The sequence below is a fragment of the Embleya sp. NPDC056575 genome (genome assembly GCF_042793325.1).
GTDB lineage: Bacteria > Actinomycetota > Actinomycetes > Streptomycetales > Streptomycetaceae > Embleya.
The window spans coordinates 26,136-48,020 of record NZ_JBHTVA010000032.1 but is presented as its reverse complement, the minus strand read 5'-3'; the positions used below and the strand labels follow the sequence as shown (position 1 = coordinate 48,020).

Sequence of the window (21,885 nt, the reverse complement as noted above, 5' to 3'; positions counted from 1 at the left end):
GAAGCAGAGCGCATTCAAGAGGGGACCTGACAATGGCCAAGCAGCCGGCGACCGTTCGCGTCGCACGATGGAGCGCCACCCACCCGTGGCGGGCGATCACCATGTGGATCGCGTTCGTCGCCATCTGCCTGGTCGTCGGCGGTGCGGCGGGTACCGAGAAGACCACCAAGGCCGACATGCGCACCGGCCAGTCCGGCCGGGCCGACGCGATCGCCAAGCAGTACGGCCTGGACGGCGCGGCGAGCGAGAACGTGCTGATCACCGCGAAGAGCGGCGCGCTGGACCGGACCGCGGCGAACAAGGTCGCGGCCGAGGTCACCACCAAGCTGAAGGCACTCCCCGAGGTCGCCGAGGTCTCCGAGCCGATCCCGGCCACGAACGGCAAGGCGCTCCTTGTGCCGCTCACCATGAAGGGTGACGCCGAGAAGGCCAAGGACCACATCGACCCGTTGCTGAAGGCGACGGCGAGCGTCCAGAAGGAACACCCCGACCTGCGGGTCGAGGAGATCGGTGACGCCTCGCTCGGCAAGGGCATCCAGGACCAGATCGCCGAGGACCTCGGCAAAGCCGAACTGTTCAGCCTGCCGATCACGTTGGTCATCCTGATGGTCGCGTTCGGCGCGATGATCGCCGCCGCGGTGCCGGTGCTGTTGGCCATCTCCGCGGTGGGTGCCTCGATCGGCCTGTACGGCCTCGCCTCCACGCTCGTGCCCGACGCGGGCACCGTGTCCAGCATCATCCTGATGATGGGCATGGCGGTCGGCGTCGACTACTCGCTCTTCTACGTCAAGCGCGAGCGTGAGGAACGGGCCAAGGGCCGCGGCCGGATCGACGCGATCGAGATCGCCGCCGCCACCTCCGGACACGCCGTGGTGGTCTCCGCGATCGCGGTGATCGTCTCGATGGCCGGCATGTACATCGCCGACGACGCGATCTTCTCCAGCCTGGCCACCGGCGGCATCATCGTGGTCGCGGTCGCCATGGTCGGCTCGCTCACCGTGCTGCCCGCGCTGCTCGCCAAGCTGGGCAACAAGATCGACCGGCCCCGGGTGCCGATCCTGTGGCGGCTGACCGCCCGCGCGGACCGCGAGCCGCGCGTGTGGAAGGCCATGCTGCGCCCGGCGCTGAACCACCCCAAGACCACTCTGCTCGTGTCGGTGATCGCCCTCGGCGCGCTGGCCCTGCCGACCTTCGACATGAAGCTGCAGAACACCTCCGACGACGACTTCCCCCGCTCGATGGCCACGATGCAGACCTACGACCGGATGACCGACGCCTACCCGAGCAAGCACAGCCCGTACAACCTGATCGCCCTCGCCCCGGCCGGCAAGGAGAAGGAGACCCGCGCCGCGCTGGACAAGGCGATCGCGCAGACCCGCACCAACCCGCTGTTCGCCAAGGACCCGGTCGAGGTGCTGGTCTCCCAGGACGGCCGCGCGTTCAAGGCCGACGTGATCGTGCCGCACATCTCCAGCTCCAAGGAGGCCAAGACGGCGCTGAAGCAACTGCGGGACACCGTGCTGCCGAACACCGTCGGCACCGTGGCGGGAGCGGAGTTCGCGGTCTCCGGCGAGACGGCGCTGAACAAGGACTTCGCCGACCACGTGCAGGACAAGTTGCCGCTGGTGATCGGCTTCGTGCTGCTGCTGACCTTCGTGATGATGTCGGTGACGTTCCGCTCGGTGGTGGTCGCGCTCACCGCGATCGCGATCAACCTGCTCTCCGCGCTGGCCTCCTTCGGCTTCCTGGTCGTGGTCTTCCAGCACACCTGGGCCGAGAAGTACCTGGACTTCCACTCCAGCGGCGCGATCATCTCCTGGCTGCCGCTGTTCCTGTTCGTGGTCCTGTTCGGCCTGTCGATGGACTACCACGTCTTCGTGGTCAGCCGGATCCGCGAGGCGGCCATGCAGGGGATGTCCACCAAGGCGGCGGTCGAGCGCGGCATCACCAGCTCGGCCGGCGTGATCACCAGCGCGGCGATCGTGATGGTCTCGGTCTTCGGGGTCTTCGGCACGCTGAGCATGCTCGACATGAAGCAGATGGGCGTCGGCCTGGCCGCCGCGGTCCTGATCGACGCGATCGTGGTTCGGATCGTGATCCTGCCCTCGCTGATGACCATCCTGGGCCGGGCCAACTGGTGGCCCAGCCGCGTCCCGCGGGTCCACGCCCCGCAGCCGGCCGCCCAGTACCCGACGTACGAACGCCAGGGATACCAGCGCCAGTTCTGATCCGGCACCTCCCCCCAGCGAGCGCGGCCACCGTTCCCCCCGGTGGCCGCGCTCCTTCGCGTGTGCGCGGCGAAGCGCGCGGGCGGAAGGGGCTCAGCCCAGGCGTTCGATGATGGTGACGTTGGCCTGGCCGCCGCCCTCGCACATGGTCTGCAGGCCGTAGCGGCCTCCGGTGCGCTCCAGGTGGTGCAGCAGGGTGGTCATCAGGCGGGCGCCGGTGGCGCCGAGCGGGTGGCCGAGGGCGATCGCGCCGCCGTTGGGGTTGACCTTCTCGTGCGGGGCCTTGATGTCCTTCATCCAGGACAGCACCACCGGCGCGAACGCCTCGTTGATCTCGACCGCGTCGATGTCGTCGATGCCCAGGCCGCACTTGGCGAAGGCGTACTCCGTGGCCGGGATCGGCGCGGACAACATCTCGATCGGGGACGCGCCGCGCACGCTCATGTGGTGGATCCGGGCACGCGGGGTGAGACCGTAGCGCTTCAGCGCCCGCTCCGAGACGATCAGCAGCGCCGCCGCCCCGTCGGAGATCTGCGACGCGACGGCGGCGGTCATCCGGCCGCCCTCCACCAGCACCTTCAGCTCCGCCATCTTCGCCAAGGTGGTGCCCCGGCGCGGCGGCTCGTCGACCGCGACCACGGTGCCGTCCACGTCGATCGGGGCGATCTCCTTCTCGAACCACCCGTTGTCGATCGCGTGGATCGCCCGCTCGTGCGACGCGAGCGCGAAGTGCTCCATCTCCTCGCGGGAGATGTCCCACCGCTTCGCGATCAGCTCGGCGCCGTGGAACTGGTCGACGGGTTCGTCGCCGTAGCGTGCCGTCCAGCCCTTGGAGCCGGAGAACGGGTCGGTGAACCCGAGCGGCTTCGCCGAGGTCATCGCCGCGCCGATGGGGATCTGGTTCATGTTCTGCACACCGCCGGCGATCACCACGTCCTGGGTGCCGGACAGCACACCCTGCGCGGCGAAGTGGATCGCCTGCTGCGAGGAGCCGCACTGCCGGTCGATGGTGACCCCGGGCACCGCCTCGCTGTAGCCGGCCGCGAGCCACGCGGTACGGGCGATGTCGCCCGCCTGCGGGCCGATGGTGTCCACGCAGCCGAAGACCACGTCCTCGACCACGTCCGGGTCGATGCCGCTGCGCTCGACCAGCGCGGTGAGCGCGTGCGCGCCCAGGTCGGCCGGATGCACTCCGGACAGGCCGCCCTTCTTGCGACCGACCGGCGTACGGACCGCGTCGACGATGTATGCCTCGGCCACTGGGGCCTCCTTTGATCCTCGTTGTTTCCGCGGCCGACCGCCTCGGTCCGCGTGTCCGATCACACGCCGCGCACGCTGTCGCCACACCGCGTACAGCAGCTAACCTGACGACCCGTCAGTTATGCTACCCGTGTCCGACCGGGTTTCGACCTGTGTGTCCTCGGTCTCACACCCGTCGAGGGAGTCGCCCAGTGGATCTCGAATTCACCGAGCAGGAGCAGGAGTTCCGCCGGGAGGCGCGCGCGTGGCTGACCGCCAACGTGCCCGCCGAGCCACTGCCGTCGATGGACACCCGCGAGGGCTTCCTGGCCCACCGCGCGTGGGAGCGCAAGCTCTTCGACGCGCGCTGGGCGGTGGTGTCCTGGCCCCGGGAGTACGGCGGCCGCGAGGCGGGCCTGACCGAGTGGCTGATCTTCGAGGAGGAGTACTACCGCGCCGGCGCCCCCGGCCGGGTCAGCCAGAACGGCATCTTCCTGTTCGCCCCGACCCTCTTCGAGTTCGGCACCCGGGAGCAGCAGGACCGCTACCTGCCCGCGATGGCCGCCGGTGAGGAGATCTGGGTCCAGGGCTGGTCCGAGCCCGAGGCCGGCTCCGACCTGGCCAACGTGCGCTCGCGGGCGGAGCGCGACGAGGAGCGCGGCGGCTGGCGGCTCAGCGGCCAGAAGATCTGGAGCTCGCGCGGCACCTACGGACACCGTCTGTTCGGCCTGTTCCGCACCGATCCCCAGGCGCAGCGGCACCGGGGCCTGACCTACTTCATGGTCGACCTCGCCGCCGAGGGCGTGACGGTGCGGCCCATCCCGCAGCTGGACGGCGAACCGGGCTTCGCCGAGGTCTTCCTGGACGACGTCTTCGTCCCCGACGCCGACGTGCTGGGCGGGGTGGACGAGGGCTGGAAGATCATGATCGCCACCACCGGCAGCGAGCGCGGCCTCAACCTGCGCAGCCCGGGCCGCTTCGTGGCCCCCGCGAACCGGCTGATCGAGCTGTACCGGCGCGACCCGCGCCCGGCCGAGCGGGACGCGGTGGTGCGGGCCTGGATGGACGCCGACGCGTACCGGCTGTTCACCTTCGGCACGGTCACCAAGCTCCAGGCGGGCGGTGCGATCGGCGCCGACTCCTCGATCAACAAGGTCTTCTGGTCCGAGATGGACGTCGAGCTGCACGCGACCGCGCTGCGCCTGCTCGGCGAGGCGGGCGTGCTGGACGACGGCGACGGCGGCTGGCTGGACGGCTTCCTGTTCGCGCTCGGCGGCCCGATCTACGCCGGCACCAACGAGATCCAGCGCAACACGATCGCCGAGCGCATCCTCGGCCTGCCCCGAGCGAAGTAGAAGGGTCCCGACGATGCGCCTCGCATACACCGAAGACCAGGAACTGTTCCGCGACACGGTCCGCGACTTCCTCGCCGACCGGTGCACCACGGCGGACGTGCGCGCCGCGTGGGCCGCCGACACCGCGATCTCCGCGCGCTGGGTCGAACTCGCCAAGGTCGGCGTGACCGGCATCGTGGTCCCGGAGGAGCACGACGGCCTGGGCATGGGCGACGAGGAACTGGCCGCCGTGCTGGTCGAGGCCGGCCGGGCCGCGCTGCCCGAACCGCTGCTGGAATCCGCGGTCGCGGCCGGCCTGCTGGCCGAGTTCGCGCCCGACGCCGGGTGGTTGGCCGAGATCGCGGCCGGTCGGGCGGCGGCCTCCGTGCTGCTGCCCGGGCAGCGCTTCGCGGTCGAGGCGGCGGCCGCCGACGTCCTGGTGATCGGCCTGGCCGACGGCGACCTGCACGTGGTGACGCCGGCCGACTGCGTGCTGACCGCGCGGCGCTCGGTCGATCGCAGCCGCAAGCTGTTCACGGTCGACTTCACGCCGACCGCGCGCACCCTGGTGGCCTCGGGCACACAGCGGGCGCTGGCCCGGGCGGCGGACCGGGGCGCGCTCGGCGCCGCGGCGCAACTGCTCGGCCTGACCCGGCGGATGCTGGACACCACCGTCGAGTACGCCAAGCAGCGGGTCCAGCGCGGTGTGCCGATCGGCTCGCACCAGTCGGTCCAGCACCACCTGGCCAACGTGCTGATCAAGCTGGAGTTCGCCCGCCCGGTGGTGCTGCGCGCGGCCTACTCGCTGGCCCGTGACCTGCCCTCGGCGGGCCGCGACGTGTCGATGGCGAAGATCTACGCGGGTGAGGCGGCCGACCTCGCGGCCCGCAACTGCCTCCAGGTGCACGGCGCGATCGGCTACACCGAGGAACACGACCTGCAACTGTTCATGAAGCGCGCGTGGGCGCTGGGCACCGCGTGGGGCGACGCGGGCGTACACCGCGACCGGATCGCGGCGGACCTGCTCGGCGACGCGCCGGCCCCGCCCACACCCGCGTTCTGACCCACCCCCGTTGGACTGACGACGCATCAGGCGGCCGTCGTCACGCGCGAACGCCCCCGGTTCCCTGGCGAATCGGGGGCATTCGTGCGTTCGGGGCGCCGGCGCCCCGGGCGCCGCCTCAGCGCACCCGGAACTCCTTGCTGCGGCCCTGGAACAGGCCGGCCTGCTCGGACCAGTCCAGGTTGCCCAGTTCGATCAGGTGCGGGGCCATGGTCAGGGCCTGGGCGCGGGTGAGGTCGCGGGCCGCCCAGATCGCGCGGATCGAGCCCTGGACGCCGTGTGGGGGATAGGAGGCGATGGTCTCGGCCGCCCAGCGGGCGGTGTCGAGCAGGTCCGCGGCGGGGACCACCTGCGAGACCAGGCCCGTCTCGTACGCCCGCTCGGCGCTCATCCGCTCGGCGTTGCCGAGGAGGGTGAGTCGCATGACCTCGCCCAGCGGCATGCGCTGCGCCAAGTGCATCGACTCGAACCCGGAGACCATGCCGTACGTGGTGTGCGGGTCGAAGAACGTCGCCCCCTCCGCCGCGATCGCGAACTCGCACTCGCCCAGCAGGTAGAACGCGCCGCCGCAGGCCATCCCGTTGACCGCGACGATCACCGGCTTCCACAGGTCGGAGAACTTCGGGCCGACCCGGAGCATCGGGTCGTCCATCATGTACGGCGACGACGGCTGCGGGATGTCCACACCGCGGTCGATGCCCGTACAGAACGCCTTGTCGCCCGCGCCGGTGAGCACCACGCAGCGCACGTCGTCGTCGTGCCGCAGGTCCCGCCACAACGTGTGCAACTCGTCGATCATGGTGATGTCGAACGCGTTGTGCCGGTCGGGGCGGTTCAGCGTCACCCACGCGACGCCGTTCTCCTGCTCGTAGCCCAGCGTCTCGAACTTGCGCATAGTTCAGCCCTCAATCATCGGTCGCCACCGCTTCGCGGTGGTGTGCGTCTCGATCGCCGCGATGCCGCTTCCCTCGCCGCCATGATCTGACGTACCGTCAGGTTCAATCAACCTCTGGCCTCTCCGGGAGCGATCATGCAAGGGGACCTCGAGTGGGGCAGCATTCCTGCTCTCGTCGACAGTGCGGCGGACCGCTTCGGTGACCGTGAGGCCGTGGTGGACGGCAATGTACGGGTCACCTACACCGAACTGCGGGACCGCGTCCGGCGCGCCGCGGCCGCCGCCATCGCGGCCGGTGTCGGCAAGGGCGACCGGGTCGGCGTGTGGGCGCCGAACTCGCTGGACTGGATGGTGGCCGCGCTCGGCGCGCTCACCGCCGGCGGCGTCGTGGTGCCGATGAACACCCGGTACAAGGGCGCCGAGGCCAGGTACGTGCTGGCCAGGACGCGGGCCAGGCTGCTGTTCGTCTCGGGCACCTTCCTCGGCTCGTCCTACGTGGGAATGTTGCGTCAGGCGGCGGGCGGCGCGGCCGAGGGTCGCCCGTTCGCGGACCTGCCGGACCTGGGCCGGGTGGTCGTGCTCGCGGACACCGCGCCGGACGACTGCCTCCCCTGGGCCGACTTCCTCGCCGGCGGCGAGCGGATCACCGCCGCCGAGGTGGACGCCCGCAAGGCGAGCGTCGGCCCGGACGACACCGGCGACATCATCTTCACCTCCGGCACCACCGGCGCCCCCAAGGGCGTGATGACCACGCAGGCCCAGACGTTGCGGGTCTTCGACACCTGGGCGTCGGTGGTCGGGGTCACCGAGGGCGACCGGTATCTCGTGGTCAGCCCCTTCTTCCACACCTTCGGGTACAAGGCCGGGATCATCGCGAGCCTGATCAAGGGCGCCACGCTGATCCCGCAGGCGGTCTTCGACGCGGATGCCACGATGGCGCTGATCCAGCAGGAGAAGGTCACCGTGCTGCCGGGCGCGCCGACGATCTACACCTCGCTGCTGGACGCGGTGGCGCGCGAGGGGGCGGGGAAGTACGACCTGTCCTCGCTGCGGCTCGCGGTGACCGGGGCGGCGGCGGTGCCGTTGTCCCTGGTCACCCGGATGGCCGAGGAGTTGGGCTTCGACGCGGTGCTCACCGCGTACGGGCTGACCGAGTCGTGCGGCACCGCGACGATGTGTCGTCGGGGCGACTCCGCCGAGACCATCTCGTCCACCTCGGGCCGGGCCATCCCCGGGGTCGAGGTGATCACCGCGGACGCGGACGGCAAGCCGACGGCGGTCGGCGAGTCGGGCGAGGTGTGGGTGCGCGGATACAACGTGATGACGGGCTACTTCGAGGACGTCGAGGAGACCGCGAAGGCGATCGACGCGGACGGCTGGCTGCACACCGGCGATGTGGGTGTCCTGGACGAGCGGGGCAACCTGCGGATCACCGACCGGATCAAGGACATGTTCATCGTCGGCGGGTTCAACGCCTACCCGGCGGAGATCGAGTCGGTCCTGGCGGGGCACCCGGCGATCTCGGAGGCCGCGGTGGTCGGCGTCCCGGACGCGCGCATGGGCGAGGTCGGCAAGGCGTACCTGCTGCTGCGTCCCGGCGCCGAGGTCACGGCCGAGGAGATCATCACGTTCTGCCGCCGGGAGATGGCCAACTACAAGGTGCCGCGCACGGTCGAGTTCGTCACCGAACTGCCGCGCAACCCGGGCGGCAAGGTCCTGAAGTTCGAACTCCGGGCCCGCGCGGCCGAAGAGGCGACCCGCCGCTGAACCCCCGCGCCGCCGAGCCGCCGGTCCTTCGGGCCGCGCGGCCGGCGGCGCAACGACAAAACGCCCGTGCCGACCGAGGTCGAACACGAGCGTCACGCGGATGAAAACCTACGAGGTGGGCTCCCTGCGTCGGCATTGTCCGAACAGGTGCTAGGGGTCGCCTTCCGGTCCATTCGACTTTCGGGCCTCTCAGCCTGACCATCCGTCCTCGGCCAACCGCTCCGAAGGCGCTGTTCGGTCAAGCTCCCTCGCTCGCCCCGTAGGCTTCTTTCATGATACTCCCGGTCAAAGTGGACAACAAGGGGTTTGTCGAACGGATCGCGGCCGGCTTCTATTTGCCCTCGAACTCCGCCGGCCGGCGGGCGGCCTTGGCCGCGTAGCCCGCCACCGAGTCGTCCGACACCAGGGTCAGCGCCGCCGACATCGCGGTCAGGCCCAGGGCCGCGTCCAGGTTCGCGTCGGCGAAGGTGTCGATGCTGCGTTTGATGCCCTGTACCGCCAGGGGCGCGTTGGCCGCGATCTCCTCCGCCACGGCCCGTGCGGCCCCGTCCAGGCCGGCCGTCGGTACCACCTCCTGGACCAGGTTCAACCGCGCGGCGAGCGCCGCGTCGATCCGTCGCCCGGTCAGCGACAGCAGCTTGGCCCACCCGGCGCCGGCCTCGCGGGCGATGCGGATGTCGCCGCCGGCGTCCACCGCGACCCCGATCTGCGCCTCCGGCAGCGCGAACCGTGCGTCGTCCGCCGCGATCCGGATGTCCGCCATCAGCGCCAGCTCGAACCCGAAGCCCAGGCAGTAGCCCTGGACGGCCGCCACCACCGGCTGCGGCAGCCGCGCGAAGGCGCGAAACCGCTCGTGTACCCAGCGCAGACCCTCGTAGTAGTTGCGGGTGCGCTCCGCCCCCGAGCGCCCGGTGATCGCACCGCCGGGCGCGGTCACGTCGATGCCCGCGCAGAACGCCCGCCCCTCGGCCCGCAGCAGCACCACCCGGATCCGCTCGTCGAAGCGGATCCGGTCGGCCATGATGCCCAACTGTCGGGTCGCCTCCCAGCTCCACGCGTTCAACTTCTCCGGCCGGCACAGGGTCAACGACGCGATGCCCGTGCCCTCGTCGACCTCCAGGCGCATGCGCTCCTCGGTCGCGTCGATGCTCGGGTCGGTGGTGTTGATCACGGTCCGGTTCCTCCTGGAGCGGTTTTTCGGCCTTGTCTGACGACCCGTTAGATCGGAGTATGTGACACGCGTTCGGCACAGTCCATCGATGTCCGTCGATCTCGCCCGACCTCTTTCCCGAGCCCCCACTCGACCCCACTCGACTCCTCTCGCACCTTCGGAGGCACCCCCATGGCCGCGATCCTGCCCCCGGGCACCCTGCACGTCGGCATGCAGTTGCCCATCCAGTCGCAGAGCCGGCTGTACGCGGAAGCCTGGGAGGACGGCGCCGGCCCCGACGAACTCGCCGCGCTCGCCCGGGCCTGCGACCGGGCCGGCTTCGCCTACATCGCGGTCTGCGACCACACCGCGATCCCGCGCAGCCACGCCGGCGCGATGGGCACCGAGTGGTGGGACACGATGACCACGCTCGGCTGGCTCGCCGGGGTCACCGAGCGCATCCGGCTGATCTCGCACGTGTCGGTGCTCGCCTACCGGCACCCGATGATGTCCGCCAAGGCGTTCGCCACGCTGGACCGGATCTCGAAGGGCCGCGCCATCGTCGGCGCCGGCGCGGGCCACGTCGAGGCCGAGTTCGAGATGCTCGGGGTCGACTTCAAGACCCGGGGCAAGGCGCTGAACGAGGCACTGGAACTGCTCGACCTGGCGCTGCGCGAGGAATACGTGACCTTCGCGGGGCAGCACTGGCGGGTGGACGACATGGGCGCCCGGCCGCGGCCGGTGCAGACCCCCCGCCCGCCGATCTGGATCGGCGGCTCGGCGGGCGCCGCGCTCAAGCGGGTGGCCAAGTACGGCGACGGCTGGCTGCCGCAGGGCAGCCCGCGCGACACCTACCCGGCGCAGCTGGCCGAACTGCGGCGCTACCGCGAGGAGTTCGGCCGCGCGGACGAGCGCCTGGACATCGGCGCGATCACCGAGATGATCTACGTCGGCGAGGCCGGCTGGGACGTCGGCGCACACACCCTCACCGGCGGCGCGGACAAGATCGCCGAGTCGCTGCGCTGGTACGGCGAGCAGGGCGCGAACCAGATCCAGGTCCGCTTCCGCAGCCGGGACCTGGCCGAACTGCTGGACCAGATCGCCCGATTCGCCGCCGAGGTGGCTCCGCACCTGTCCTGACGCACCATCAGTCCCCTTCTCCGAAAGGTCTTCGCATGGGCAAGCTGGACGGCAGGGTGGTCCTGATCACCGGCGCGGCACGCGGACAGGGCGTGGCGGAGGCCCGCATGTTCGCGGCCGAGGGCGCGCGGGTGGTCCTCGGCGACATCCTGGACGAGGCGGGCGAGGCGGCGGCGAAGGAGATCGGCGACGCGGCGCGCTATGTGCACCTGGACGTGTCGAGCGAGGACGACTGGCGGCGGGCGGTGGAGGGCGCCGTCGCCGCGTTCGGCCGGCTCGACGGACTGGTCAACAACGCCGGGATCCTGGCCTTCGAGCCGATCGAGGAGATGTCCCGGGAGGCATATCTGCGGATCGTCGAGGTGAACCAGCTCGGCACGTTCCTGGGCATGAAGGCGGCGCTGCCCGCGATGCGCGCGGCCGGCGGCCCGGGCACGATCGTGAACATCGCCTCCTACGCGGGCCTGGCCGGCATGGAGGGCCTGGTCGCGTACGCCTCGACCAAGGGCGCGGTCCTGGCGATGACCCGGGTGGCCGCCCTGGAGGCCGCCCCGCACATCCGGGTCAACGCGATCTGCCCGGGCGGCGTCCGGACCCCGATGACCAATCCGGGGGACATCGAGGGCCTGCCCACCCGGCCGCCCGCGCCGGGCGAACCGGACCCGGTGAGCGAGGTCTTCGGCGGCATACCTCTGGCCCGCATCGGCGAACCCGACGAGATCGCCGCCGCGGCGCTGTACCTCACCGGGCCCGACAGTTCCTATACGACCGGCACCCACATCGTCGTCGACGGCGGCTGGATGGCCGGCGTGAAGCTCTTCTGACGCCGTTTTCGGAGCATCGGGATATGCCGCTGCGGCATATCTCGGGTGAGCCCCGTCTCATCCCGTGCGGACCCCTGGCGACCCCGAATATCTGACGTACCATCAGCTTCGTGGGGCGGCCGGACCACACGTGCGGACGGCGTGCGCCGGCCGCGTGCGCAGGCACCACCGAGGGCAGCAACACCGAGGGCAGAGGAGCTTCGCCATGCTGGACCACGTCATCACCGGAGCCACCGTCGTCGACGGGACGGGCGCACCGTCCTTCCTGGGTGACGTGGGCATCAGGGACGGCCGCATCGTCGCGGTCACCCCCGCCGGCGGCATCACCGAGGAAGCCGCGAGCACGGAGAACGCCGAGGGCCTGGTCCTGGCCCCCGGCTTCGTCGACCCGCACACCCACTACGACGCCCAGCTGCACTGGGACCCGTACGCCACCCCCTCGGTCAACCACGGCGTGACCACGATCATCGGCGGCAACTGCGGCTTCACCCTCGCGCCGCTCAAGGCCGAGGACGCCGACTACACGCGCCGGATGATGGCCAAGGTCGAGGGCATGGCGCTGCCCGCGCTGGAGAACGGCGTGGACTGGAGCTGGGAGACCTTCGCCCAGTATCTGGACAAGCTGGAGGGCCGGATCGCGGTCAACGCGGGCTTCATGGCCGGCCACTGTGCGATCCGCCGCTACGTGATGGGCGCCGACTCGGTCGGCAAGGAGGCCACGCCCGAGCAGGTCGCGGCGATGGTGGCGGAGCTGGGGAAGGCGATGGAGGCCGGCGCGCTCGGCTTCTCCACCGGCCAGTCCAACCACACCGACGGCGACGGCAACCCGGTGCCCTCGCGGCACGCCACGCCCGCCGAGATCCTGGCGCTGTGCGAGGAGGTCGGCAGGCACGAGGGCACCCAGCTCGAAGTCATCGTGGCCGGCTGTCTGGACAAGTTCTCCGACGACGAGATCGACCTGCTGGTCAAGATGACCACCACGGCCGGCCGCCCGATGAACTGGAACGTGCTCACCGTCGACTCGGCCGCGCCCGACCGCGCGCCGCGCCAGATCTACGCCTCGGAGAAGGCCAAGGAGGCGGGCGGGCGGATCGTGATCCTGACCATGCCGGTCCTGGTCCCGATGAACATGTCGTTCCTGACCTACTGCGCGCTCAACCTGATCCCGGGCTGGGGCCCGATCCTGTCCCTGCCGGTGCCCGAGCGGATCGCCAAGCTGCGCGACGCCGACGTGCGCGCGGAGATGTTGCGCAACGCGGACAGCCCCGAGGCGGGCGTCTTTCGCCGACTGGCCGACTTCGGCCGCTACGTGATCGGCGACACCTACTCCGAGGCGAACGAGGGCCTGTCCGGCCGGGTGGTCGCCGACATCGCCAAGGAGCGCGGCCAGGACGACTTCTGGACGCTGATCGAGATCTGCATCAACGACGACCTGCGCACGGTGTTGTGGCCGATGCCCACCGACAACGACCAGGCGTCGTGGGATCTGCGGCAGCAGGTGTGGGACAACGAGCACGTGATCCTGGGCGGCTCGGACGCCGGCGCGCACCTGGACCGCATGTGCGGCGCGACCTACACCACCCGCTTCCTCGGCGACATGCTGCGCGGGCGCAAGCTGGTCTCGCTGGAGCGCGCGGTGCGGATGCTCACCACCGAGCCCGCCGAACTCTTCGGCCTCAAGGACCGCGGCCGGATCGCCGAGGGCTTCCACGCCGACCTGGTCCTGTTCGACCCGGCCACGGTCGGCTCCGGCCCGGCCCGCCTGATGCACGACCTGCCCGGCGACAGCCCGCGCCTGACGAGCGAGTCCACCGGCGTGGTCAGCGTCCGCGTCAACGGCGTCGAAACCATCCGCGACGGCCGAACCACCGGCGCCGCCAACGGCACCCTGCTCCGCAGCGGCAAGGACACGCGCACGGTCTCGGTCTGACCGCGCAAGACCCGGCGGCGTACGGGGGTCCTCCCGTACGCCGCCGCTCCACGGCCGGAGACGACGGGCGTGGTGGTCAGGCGGGCAGGTAGGTCACCTGGAGCACAAGGACGCTTTCGCTACGGACGACGATCAAGTAGCGGAACATGCCACTTTCCGGATAGGCGGTGCCCATCGGGGGATTTGGTCCCTGGTACGTCGCCCCGTCGAGGTAGAGCGCCTCGGCAGCTCTGACGATTTCCTCGGCTCTGGTTTCGACCTGGGCGATGAACGCCTCGGGAGCTCCGCCGACGACGGTCTGCTCATCGGGGTGGTATTCCCAGCTCCAGCTCACGTCTCGACTGCCGCGTACGCGGCGCGCATCAGGTCTTCGGCGACCCGAACACCTCGGGCGCGCACCTCGGCATCGTCGCTGATGGTGTCGACCTGCTCGGCGCGGTGGTAACGGAACGCGAGATCGGGGTGGCGTTCGATCTCGACGACCGCGGCCCAGTGGCGGAGCCACGCCCGCAGGGGGTCGAGGCGGTTGATCCTCAGTGCGGTGGCGGTGGCCTCGCGTTGGGAGCGGTCCATCTCCGGGAGCCAATGGGGAGCGAGCAGCGTGATCGCCCGCCGCAGCCCCTCGATGGTGCGCTCGGGGCGGGGCATGACGGGCGTGCCGTATTCGGACTCGGCGGTCGGCATCGCGGGCTCCCTTCCGATCGGCGTGACGCGGGCGAACCCGGCCCGCCATTCACTGTAGTCGGCGATACCGATGTCGATCACGGCCTCGGACATCCACACCCTCCCGCAGACGCTCGTTCCCTGCCCGGTTCGAATGGTTCAACGACCGAGCCGCCCCGGGGTCACCCGAATGGGTCCGCGCCGGCCCCGGTCGACGCGCTGTCGGTGCGGACGCCGCCCGCCACGTGACGTGCGACACGAGTCGGGATGGGCATGGATCGGGGCCGCCTACGCTTGGTTCTTTCGGGGGCGGCGTACGGGTCGGCCCCTGTTCGGCGGTGGGGTGGGGCACACCTCGGGCCGCCGGTACCACCCGAGCAGCAGCGACGACAGCGAGGTGTCGCATGACCCCGACTCCCAACGAGGGACGTCCCACCGAGAGTTCGATGCGGCGCGCGCTGCGACGCGCCCGCGACGGGGTCATGCTCGACGTCTCCGAGGCGGCCGTGCTCCTGCACGCCCGCGACGCCGATCTGGCCGACCTGTGCGCCTCGGCCGCGCGCGTGCGCGACGCCGGTCTGGAGGCGGCCGGCCGCCCCGGGGTGATCACCTACAGCCGCAAGGTGTTCATCCCGCTCACCCGGCTGTGTCGGGACCGCTGCAACTACTGCACCTTCGTCACCGTCCCGGGCAAGCTCCGGCGCGAGGGCCACGGGATGTTCCTCAGCCCCGACGAGGTGCTCAAGATCGCCCGCGAGGGCGCCGCGCTCGGCTGCAAGGAAGCCCTGTTCACCCTGGGCGATCGACCCGAGGACCGCTGGCCCGAGGCCCGCGAGTGGCTGGACGCGCACGGATACGACGACACGCTCGCCTATGTGCGGGCGATGTCGATCCGGGTCCTGGAGGAGACCGGCCTGCTGCCGCACCTGAACCCCGGGGTGCTCTCCTGGACCGACTTCCAACGGCTCAAGCCGGTCAGCGCGTCGATGGGGATGATGCTGGAGACCACCGCGACCCGGCTGTGGTCCGAGCCCTCGGGCCCGCACTACGGCTCGCCCGACAAGGAACCGGCCGTGCGGCTGCGGGTGTTGGAGGACGCCGGGCGTTCCAACGTGCCGTTCACCACCGGCCTGCTGATCGGCATCGGCGAGACGATGACCGAGCGGGCCGAGTCGATCTTCGCGATGCGCAGGATCGCCCGGCAGTACGGCTCGATCCAGGAAGTCATCCTGCAGAACTTCCGCGCCAAGCCGGACACGGCGATGCGCGGCACCCCCGACGCCGACCTGGTCGAGTTGGCCGCCGCGATCGCCGTCTCGCGGATCGTGCTCGGGCCGAAGATGCGCGTCCAGGCGCCGCCGAACCTGATCGGCGACGAGTACGCGCTGATGATCGGGGCCGGCATCGACGACTGGGGCGGGGTCTCGCCGCTCACGCCCGACCACGTCAATCCCGAACTCGCCTGGCCGCAGATCGAGTTCCTGGCGGCGCGCACCGCCGAGGCGGGCTTCACGCTGCACGAGCGGCTGAACGTGTACCCCGAGGTGATCCTGCGCGGCGAACCGTGGGTGGACCCCCGGGTGTTGCCGCACGTGCGCGCGCTGTCCGACCCGGAGACCGGCCTCGCGATCGAGGGCCGCAACCCCGAGGGCCTGCCCTGGCAGGAACCCGAGGACATCTTCGCCGCCGCGTCCGGCCGCACCGACCTGCACGTGAGCATCGACACCACCGGCCGCACCACCGACCGGCGCGACGACTTCGACAACGTCTACGGCGACTGGGACGCGCTGCGCGAGCAGGTCGCCGCCGGCCCGGCCGGCTCGGTGGTCCGGCTCGACTCGGAGGTGCGCGAGGCACTGGCCCGGGCCGCCGCCGACCCGACCCGGCTGACCGACGACCAGGCCCTCGCGCTGTTCCACTGCGACGGCCCCGCGATGGACGAACTCGCCCGGATCGCCGACGACTTGCGTCGCGAGGTGAACGGCGACGAGATCACCTACATCGTCAACCGCAACATCAACTTCACCAACGTCTGCTACACCGGCTGCCGATTCTGCGCGTTCGCCCAGCGCCGCACCGACGCCGACGCCTACACCCTCTCCCTGGACCAGGTGGGCGAGCGGGCCGAACAGGCGTGGGCGGTCGGTGCGACCGAGGTCTGCATGCAGGGCGGCATCCACCCCGACCTGCCCGGCACCGCCTACTTCGACATCGCCCGCGAGGTCAAGAAGCGTGTCCCGGGGATGCACGTGCACGCCTTCTCGCCCATGGAGGTGGTCAACGGCGCGACCCGCACCGGGATGTCCATCCGCGACTGGCTGACCGCCGCCAAGGAGGCGGGCCTGGACACCATCCCCGGCACCGCCGCCGAGATCCTGGACGACGACGTGCGCTGGATCCTGACCAAGGGCAAGCTGCCCGCCGCGACCTGGGTCGAGGTGGTCAAGACGGCGCACGAACTGGGCATCCGCAGCTCCTCGACGATGATGTACGGCCACGTGGACACCCCCGCGCACTGGCTCGGCCACCTGCGCCTGCTCGGCCGGATCCAGGACGAGACCGGCGGCTTCACCGAGTTCGTCACGCTGCCCTTCGTGCACACCAACGCGCCGGTGTACCTGGCCGGCATCGCCCGCCCCGGCCCGACCCTGCGGGACAACCGGGCCGTGCACGCGATGGCCCGGATCCTGCTGCACGGCAAGATCGACAACATCCAGACCAGTTGGGTCAAGCTCGGCGTCGAGGGCACCAACCTGATGCTCGAAGGCGGCGCCAACGACATGGGCGGCACGCTCATGGAGGAGACCATCTCCCGGATGGCCGGCGCCGACAACGGCTCGAAGAAGTCGATCGCCGAACTGGAGGCGATGGCCGCCTCGCTCGGCCGCCGCGCCCGGCAGCGCACCACCACCTACGGCGAGGTGGACGCCGAGCGGCAGGCCATCGCCCGCCGCCACGACGAGGACGTCGACCGGATCATGCTGCCGATCCTGAGCAACTGAGCGACGGCGGCACCCGCGCCCGCGCGGGCCGGAGGGCGACACGTTCCCCCTCCGGCCCGTCGCTGCTTCCGCGGTGCCATCGGATGCGTGTGCGACCCCCCGGCGAGCCCGCGCCGGTACGCTGCGGTGGGGCTTCGGGGGAGGGAGAACACACATGGCCGCACTGTGGTCCAGGGACCGTTTGCAGGACTTTCGGGCACGGGTACGGGGCTGTCTCGTCGGCGGCGCCATCGGGGACGCGCTCGGCGCCGGGATCGAGTTCCTGAGTCTCGCGGAAATCCGCGAACAGCACGGATCCGACGGGGTCGCCGGCTACGTGACGGCGTACCACCGACGCGGCGCGATCACCGACGACACGCAGATGACCCTGTTCACGGTGGAGGGGCTGATCCGCGCGCACGTGCGCCGGGACACCGGAGCCTGGCATCCGCCGACCGACCTGCACGGCGCCTACCTGCGCTGGAAGGCCACCCAGAGCGAATGGGGCCCCGACGAGCGCAAGGACGAGGGCTGGCTGGTCCGCGAGGAGTGGCTGTACAGCTCGCGCGCGCCCGGATCCGCGTGCCTGCGCGGGCTGGAGGACGAGAGCGTGATGGGCACGCTGGAGCGGCCCAAGAACCCCGACTCCAAGGGCTGCGGCGCGGTCATGCGCTCCGCGCCGTTCGGCCTGCTGGTCGGCTGGCGGCCCGAGCTGGTCTTCCAACTCGCGGTGGAATGCGCGGTGTTGACCCACGGGCACCCCACCGGCTACCTCTCGGCGGGTGCGTTCGCGGTGATCGTGCACGCGGTCATGCAGGGCGCGCCGTTGGAGGAGGGCGTACGGATCGCCCTGGAGTTGGTGAAGTCGCGTCCGGAGCACGCCGAGACGGCGCGGGCGATCGAGGCGGCGCTCGCCGCGGTCCGCGCCGGGGTGCCCTCGGCCGAGCGGGTCGAGGCGCTGGGCCAGGGCTGGACCGCCGAGGAGGCGCTGTCGATCGGGCTGTACTGCGCCCTGGTGGCCCCCGACATGCGCACCGGACTGCTGCTCGCGGTCAACCACGGCGGGGACAGCGACTCGACCGGGTCGATCTGCGGCAACCTGCTCGGCGCCATGCACGGCGACACCGTGCTGCCCGCCGACCTGGTCGCCGAACTCGAGGGCCGCGGCGCGATCCTGCAGCTGGCCGACGACTTCGCGATGGAGATGACCCAGGGCACCACGCTGCACGGCCCCGAGGCGGGGGACACGAGCTGGACCCGGCGCTACCCGCCGAACTGAGCGCCGGCCACCCCGGGCACTGCCCGAGGCGGCCGGATCGCCCCGATCAGGGTCGGCGCTCGTCCACCCACGCGCCCGCGACCATCACCGCGCGCACCCGAAGCGCGTCGTCCAGGACCACCAGGTCTGCCCGCTTGCCCGGCTCCAGGGTGCCGATCCGGTCGGCCAGGCCCAGTGCCCGCGCGGGCGTGGCCGAGAGCGAGCGCACCACGTCGGCGATCGGCAGGCCTCCCGCGACACCGTTGCGCAGCGCCTCGTCCAGGGTCAGCGTGCTGCCCGCGATCGAGTCGCCGCCGGCGAGTCGGGCCACCCCGTCCACCACGTCCACGGTCATCACGCCCAGCGGGTAGACGCCGTCCGGCATGCCCGCCGCGCCCATCGCGTCGGTGATGAAGGCGACCCGGTCCGGTCCCGCGCTCGCGTACGCCAGGTTGACCACGCTGGGGTGCAGGTGTACGCCGTCGTTGATCAACTCGACCACCGCGTCGCTGTCCTGGAGCAGCGCGGTGACCGGCCCCGGCTCGCGGTGGTGCACGCTGCGCATCGCGTTGAACAGGTGGGTGGCCACACTCGCGCCCGCGGCCAGCGCCGCGTGGGTCTGCCGGTGCGTGCCGTCGGTGTGCCCGACCGCGGCGATCACCCCCTCGTCGGCGAGCCGGCGCACCAGATCGACCCCGCCCGGAAGCTCCGGGGCCAGGGTGACCATGCGGATCGCGCCGTTCGCCACCTTGAGCAGCGTGCCGACCTCGTCCCGATCCGGCGCGCGCAACTGGGTCGGGTCGTGCGCGCCGCAGCGGGCCGCACTCAGATAGGGGCCCTCCAGGTGCAGCCCCGCCAGCAGGCCGTCGTGCACGAGCGGGGAGAGCGTGGTCACGATCCGCAGCAGGTCCGCCGGGGACGCGGTGACCAGGCTGGCGACCGTGGTCGTGGTCCCGTGCGAGCGATGGAATTCGGCCACCCGCAGCGCCTCGTCGGGATCGCCGGAGGTGTACGAACCACCCCCGCCGCCGTGCACGTGCATGTCCACGAAACCGGGCACGATCCAGCCGCCCGCGAGGTCGACCACCGGTTCCGAGCCGTTCGGCCGGCCGGGGCCGGCGAAGGCGATCCGTTCACCCACCACGTGCACCGAAGCGCCGTCGACCACCCCGGAGGGCAGCACCACGCGCGCATTGCCGAGCACCGTCACCCGCGCACCTCCAAGGTGTCCCACGCGATCAGTCCGGCGCCTCGGCAACCGGCCTCGTCTCCGAGTGCCGCGGTGACCAGCGGCGGCACGTGTTGGACCACGGCGCGCTCGGCGAGCAGCGTCCGCAAGGGGCTGAACAACTGCTCCCCGGCGAGCGAGAGTCCGCCGCCGATGACCAGCAACTTCGGGTCGTACAGGGCGAGTCCGGTGAGCAGGCCGTCCGCGAACGCGGACAACCCCTGCCCCCACACCGCGGCCGCGACCCGGTCGCCCGCGGCGACCCGGGCGACCACCTGGGCCGCGCTCAGCGGCGGGTCGTCGCCCGGCGCGGCCTCGGCGAACGCGTGCGCGATCGCGGGTCCGGAGAAGTGCGCCTCCAGACAACCGACCGCCCCACACGTACATTTACCCCCGCCGGGGCGCACCGTGATGTGCCCGATTTCGCCGGCCTGCCCGTGCGCGCCCGGGTAGGGGCGTCCGTTCAGCACCAGCACCGAGGCGAGCCCGGTGCCGATCGCCACGAACAGGAAGTTGTCGCAGTCGCGCCCCGCGCCCAGTCGGCCCTCGGCGAGCGCGCCGGTACGCACGTCGTGGCTCAAAGCCGCCGGTAGCCCCAGCCGGTCGGCCACCAGCGAGCGCAGCGGCACCTCGCGCCACTGGATGCTGGCCGACCACACCGCGACGCCCGCCGCGTCGTCCACGATGCCCGGCACCACCACACCCGCCGCGCGCGGCACCCCGCCGAGTTCGAGCGCCCGATCGCGCAGTGCCTCGGCGAAGTCGACGATCCCCGCGACCACCGTGTCGGGCCCGTCGGTGCGTCCGGTCGGGCGCCGCTCGGAGTAGACCAGGCCGCCGTTCGCGTCCACGACGCCGCCCTTGATGTCGGTGCCGCCGACGTCGAGTGCGAGGACGCAGTCCGCGCCGGACAGGTCGGACGGCGTGATGTTCACGTGCGGCATCGGCGTCTCAAGTCTGGTAGATGGGGCAGATTGTCGGCCCGAGGGCGGGTGGATCCGAGAATGCGCGTTTGTGCTCACTGGATAGCAGTTGAAAACATGAACATGCAACAGCATCGTTGAGTGAGCGCACCCTTACCGAAACCCCGACGCGTGACACGCGCGGGTGGCCGGGGAGGATGGTCGCAACGATCCGACACGAGTCGGGCAGGCTGTCGGACCGGGCGGGAGGTCGCGGGTGAGTCGTTACGAGCGGTGGGGTGCACTCCTCGAATTGCTGGCCAAGCACGGTCGGCTGGAGGTCGAGGACGTGGCCTCGGAGCTGGACGTCTCGCCCGCCACGATCCGCCGCGACCTGGACCAGCTCGCGCAGCAGCAGATGTTGACCCGCACCCGGGGCGGCGCGGTCGCGCACGCGGTCTCCTACGACCTGCCGCTGCGCTACAAGACCGCCCGACACGCGTCCGAGAAGCAGCGCATCGCGCAGGCGGTGGCGGCCCTGGTCAAGCCGGGGGAGACGGTCGGGATCAACGGCGGCACCACGATGACCGAGGTGGCCCGCGCGCTGGTGGCCCGGGCCGATCTGTACACCGAGGGCGACTCGAACGCGCAGGCGTTCACCATCGTCACCAACGCGCTCAACATCGCGGGCGAACTCGCCGTGCGGCGGCACGTGAAGATCGTGCTCACCGGCGGGGTGGCGCGTCCGCAGTCGTACGAGCTGATCGGCCCGCTCGCCACCGGGATCCTGCGCGAGGTGGCCCTGGACGTGGCCATCCTGGGCGTCGACGCGATCGATGTCGAGCACGGCGCGAGCGCGCACCACGAGGGCGAGGCGAGCATCAACCAGTTGATGGCCGCCGGCGCCGGTCGGGTCGTGGTGGCCGCCGACTCGTCCAAGCTGGGTCGCCGCGCGTTCGCCCGGATCTGCCCGCTGGACCGGGTCGGCGTGCTCGTGACCGACACCGCCGCCCCCGAGGAGGCCACCGCGGCGTTCGTGGACGCGGGCGTGCGGGTCATCCGGGTCTGACGCGCGGGTCGTTCGGGTCCGTTCGGGTCCGTTGGGGTTTTTCGGGCTGTTCGGGTCCGAGACCCACCAAAACTCCGGCCGAAACTCCGGGCATTGTCGCCTGTCAATGCTGCCGGATCGTTTCTCCAACCAACCCCCCGGCCGGTGCGACGCAAAATTCGTGCACAACCGGAATGGATCATTCGAAGAAGCGTCGATGGACCACTTCAAGATC

General features: G+C 71.2%; 17 protein-coding genes. 10 read left to right on the top strand and 7 right to left on the bottom strand.

The window, feature by feature from the left end; all coding sequences use genetic code 11:
• The first annotated feature begins 32 nt into the window (after positions 1-32).
• Positions 33-2,228: an MMPL family transporter gene (locus ACFRCG_RS25020; RefSeq protein ID WP_380035021.1), complete on the top strand. Its 2,196-nt coding sequence runs from the start codon at positions 33-35 to the stop codon at positions 2,226-2,228.
• 93 nt (positions 2,229-2,321) lie between these two features.
• On the opposite strand, the gene ACFRCG_RS25015 is transcribed toward ACFRCG_RS25020, so the two are convergent.
• On the bottom strand, positions 2,322-3,488 hold the full coding sequence (locus tag ACFRCG_RS25015) for an acetyl-CoA C-acetyltransferase (protein WP_380035018.1): 1,167 nt from the start codon (positions 3,486-3,488) through the stop codon (positions 2,322-2,324).
• Positions 3,489-3,679: 191 nt separating this feature from the next.
• Between ACFRCG_RS25015 and ACFRCG_RS25010 the strand changes: the two genes are divergently transcribed.
• The gene (locus ACFRCG_RS25010) at positions 3,680-4,822 is read left to right on the top strand and encodes an acyl-CoA dehydrogenase family protein (protein ID WP_380035015.1); all 1,143 of its coding nucleotides are present in this window, start codon (positions 3,680-3,682) and stop codon (positions 4,820-4,822) included.
• A 13-nt stretch (positions 4,823-4,835) separates the two neighbouring features.
• Positions 4,836-5,864: an acyl-CoA dehydrogenase family protein gene (locus ACFRCG_RS25005; RefSeq protein ID WP_380035012.1), complete on the top strand. Its 1,029-nt coding sequence runs from the start codon at positions 4,836-4,838 to the stop codon at positions 5,862-5,864.
• A gap of 118 nt (positions 5,865-5,982) precedes the next feature.
• Here ACFRCG_RS25005 and ACFRCG_RS25000 read toward each other — a convergent pair whose 3' ends face one another.
• Positions 5,983-6,759 carry an enoyl-CoA hydratase/isomerase family protein gene (locus ACFRCG_RS25000; protein ID WP_380035009.1) on the bottom strand — a complete coding sequence of 259 codons (777 nt, stop codon included), beginning with the start codon at positions 6,757-6,759 and terminating at the stop codon, positions 5,983-5,985.
• A gap of 135 nt (positions 6,760-6,894) precedes the next feature.
• Between ACFRCG_RS25000 and ACFRCG_RS24995 the strand changes: the two genes are divergently transcribed.
• Positions 6,895-8,526 (top strand): FadD3 family acyl-CoA ligase, encoded by a 1,632-nt coding sequence (locus ACFRCG_RS24995; RefSeq protein ID WP_380035006.1) that lies wholly within the window; start codon positions 6,895-6,897, stop codon positions 8,524-8,526.
• A 331-nt stretch (positions 8,527-8,857) separates the two neighbouring features.
• Here the strand turns inward: ACFRCG_RS24995 and ACFRCG_RS24990 are convergent, their stop codons facing one another.
• Positions 8,858-9,697 (bottom strand): enoyl-CoA hydratase/isomerase family protein, encoded by an 840-nt coding sequence (locus ACFRCG_RS24990; protein ID WP_380035003.1) that lies wholly within the window; start codon positions 9,695-9,697, stop codon positions 8,858-8,860.
• A gap of 171 nt (positions 9,698-9,868) precedes the next feature.
• Here ACFRCG_RS24990 and ACFRCG_RS24985 point away from each other — a divergent pair, with 171 nt between their 5' ends.
• The 3 genes from ACFRCG_RS24985 to ACFRCG_RS24975 all read left to right on the top strand — a co-directional run bounded on the left by ACFRCG_RS24985 (position 9,869) and on the right by ACFRCG_RS24975 (position 13,570).
• Positions 9,869-10,816 carry a TIGR03619 family F420-dependent LLM class oxidoreductase gene (locus ACFRCG_RS24985; RefSeq protein WP_380035000.1) on the top strand — a complete coding sequence of 316 codons (948 nt, stop codon included), beginning with the start codon at positions 9,869-9,871 and terminating at the stop codon, positions 10,814-10,816.
• Between the two features lie 35 nt (positions 10,817-10,851).
• Entirely contained in the window at positions 10,852-11,640 is a 789-nt protein-coding gene (locus ACFRCG_RS24980; RefSeq protein ID WP_380034997.1) for a glucose 1-dehydrogenase, read from the top strand.
• A 154-nt stretch (positions 11,641-11,794) separates the two neighbouring features.
• Positions 11,795-13,570 (top strand): amidohydrolase family protein, encoded by a 1,776-nt coding sequence (locus tag ACFRCG_RS24975; RefSeq protein WP_380034994.1) that lies wholly within the window; start codon positions 11,795-11,797, stop codon positions 13,568-13,570.
• A gap of 76 nt (positions 13,571-13,646) precedes the next feature.
• Here the strand turns inward: ACFRCG_RS24975 and ACFRCG_RS24970 are convergent, their stop codons facing one another.
• The gene (locus ACFRCG_RS24970; RefSeq protein ID WP_380034992.1) at positions 13,647-13,904 is read right to left on the bottom strand and encodes a hypothetical protein; all 258 of its coding nucleotides are present in this window, start codon (positions 13,902-13,904) and stop codon (positions 13,647-13,649) included.
• A complete protein-coding gene (locus tag ACFRCG_RS24965) occupies positions 13,901-14,347 on the bottom strand; it encodes a hypothetical protein (protein ID WP_380034989.1) in 447 nt (148 codons plus the stop codon). The genes ACFRCG_RS24970 and ACFRCG_RS24965 overlap by 4 nt, the downstream gene beginning before the upstream one ends.
• 290 nt (positions 14,348-14,637) lie before the next feature.
• On the opposite strand from ACFRCG_RS24965, the gene ACFRCG_RS24960 reads away from it, so the two are divergent.
• Together ACFRCG_RS24960 and ACFRCG_RS24955 are read left to right on the top strand one after the other, a co-directional pair.
• Positions 14,638-17,235: a bifunctional FO biosynthesis protein CofGH gene (locus ACFRCG_RS24960; protein WP_380034986.1), complete on the top strand. Its 2,598-nt coding sequence runs from the start codon at positions 14,638-14,640 to the stop codon at positions 17,233-17,235.
• 154 nt (positions 17,236-17,389) lie between these two features.
• On the top strand, positions 17,390-18,493 hold the full coding sequence (locus tag ACFRCG_RS24955) for an ADP-ribosylglycohydrolase family protein (RefSeq protein ID WP_380034983.1): 1,104 nt from the start codon (positions 17,390-17,392) through the stop codon (positions 18,491-18,493).
• A 46-nt stretch (positions 18,494-18,539) separates the two neighbouring features.
• Here the strand turns inward: ACFRCG_RS24955 and nagA are convergent, their stop codons facing one another.
• Positions 18,540-19,682, bottom strand: coding sequence for an N-acetylglucosamine-6-phosphate deacetylase (gene nagA, locus ACFRCG_RS24950; protein ID WP_380034980.1), 1,143 nt, complete (start codon positions 19,680-19,682; stop codon positions 18,540-18,542).
• The gene (locus ACFRCG_RS24945) at positions 19,679-20,644 is read right to left on the bottom strand and encodes an ROK family protein (RefSeq protein ID WP_380034977.1); all 966 of its coding nucleotides are present in this window, start codon (positions 20,642-20,644) and stop codon (positions 19,679-19,681) included. Before ACFRCG_RS24945 ends, nagA begins: the two co-directional genes overlap by 4 nt.
• Positions 20,645-20,879: 235 nt before the next feature.
• Between ACFRCG_RS24945 and ACFRCG_RS24940 the strand changes: the two genes are divergently transcribed.
• The gene (locus ACFRCG_RS24940) at positions 20,880-21,671 is read left to right on the top strand and encodes a DeoR/GlpR family DNA-binding transcription regulator (RefSeq protein WP_379999300.1); all 792 of its coding nucleotides are present in this window, start codon (positions 20,880-20,882) and stop codon (positions 21,669-21,671) included.
• The last annotated feature ends 214 nt before the right edge of the window (positions 21,672-21,885 follow it).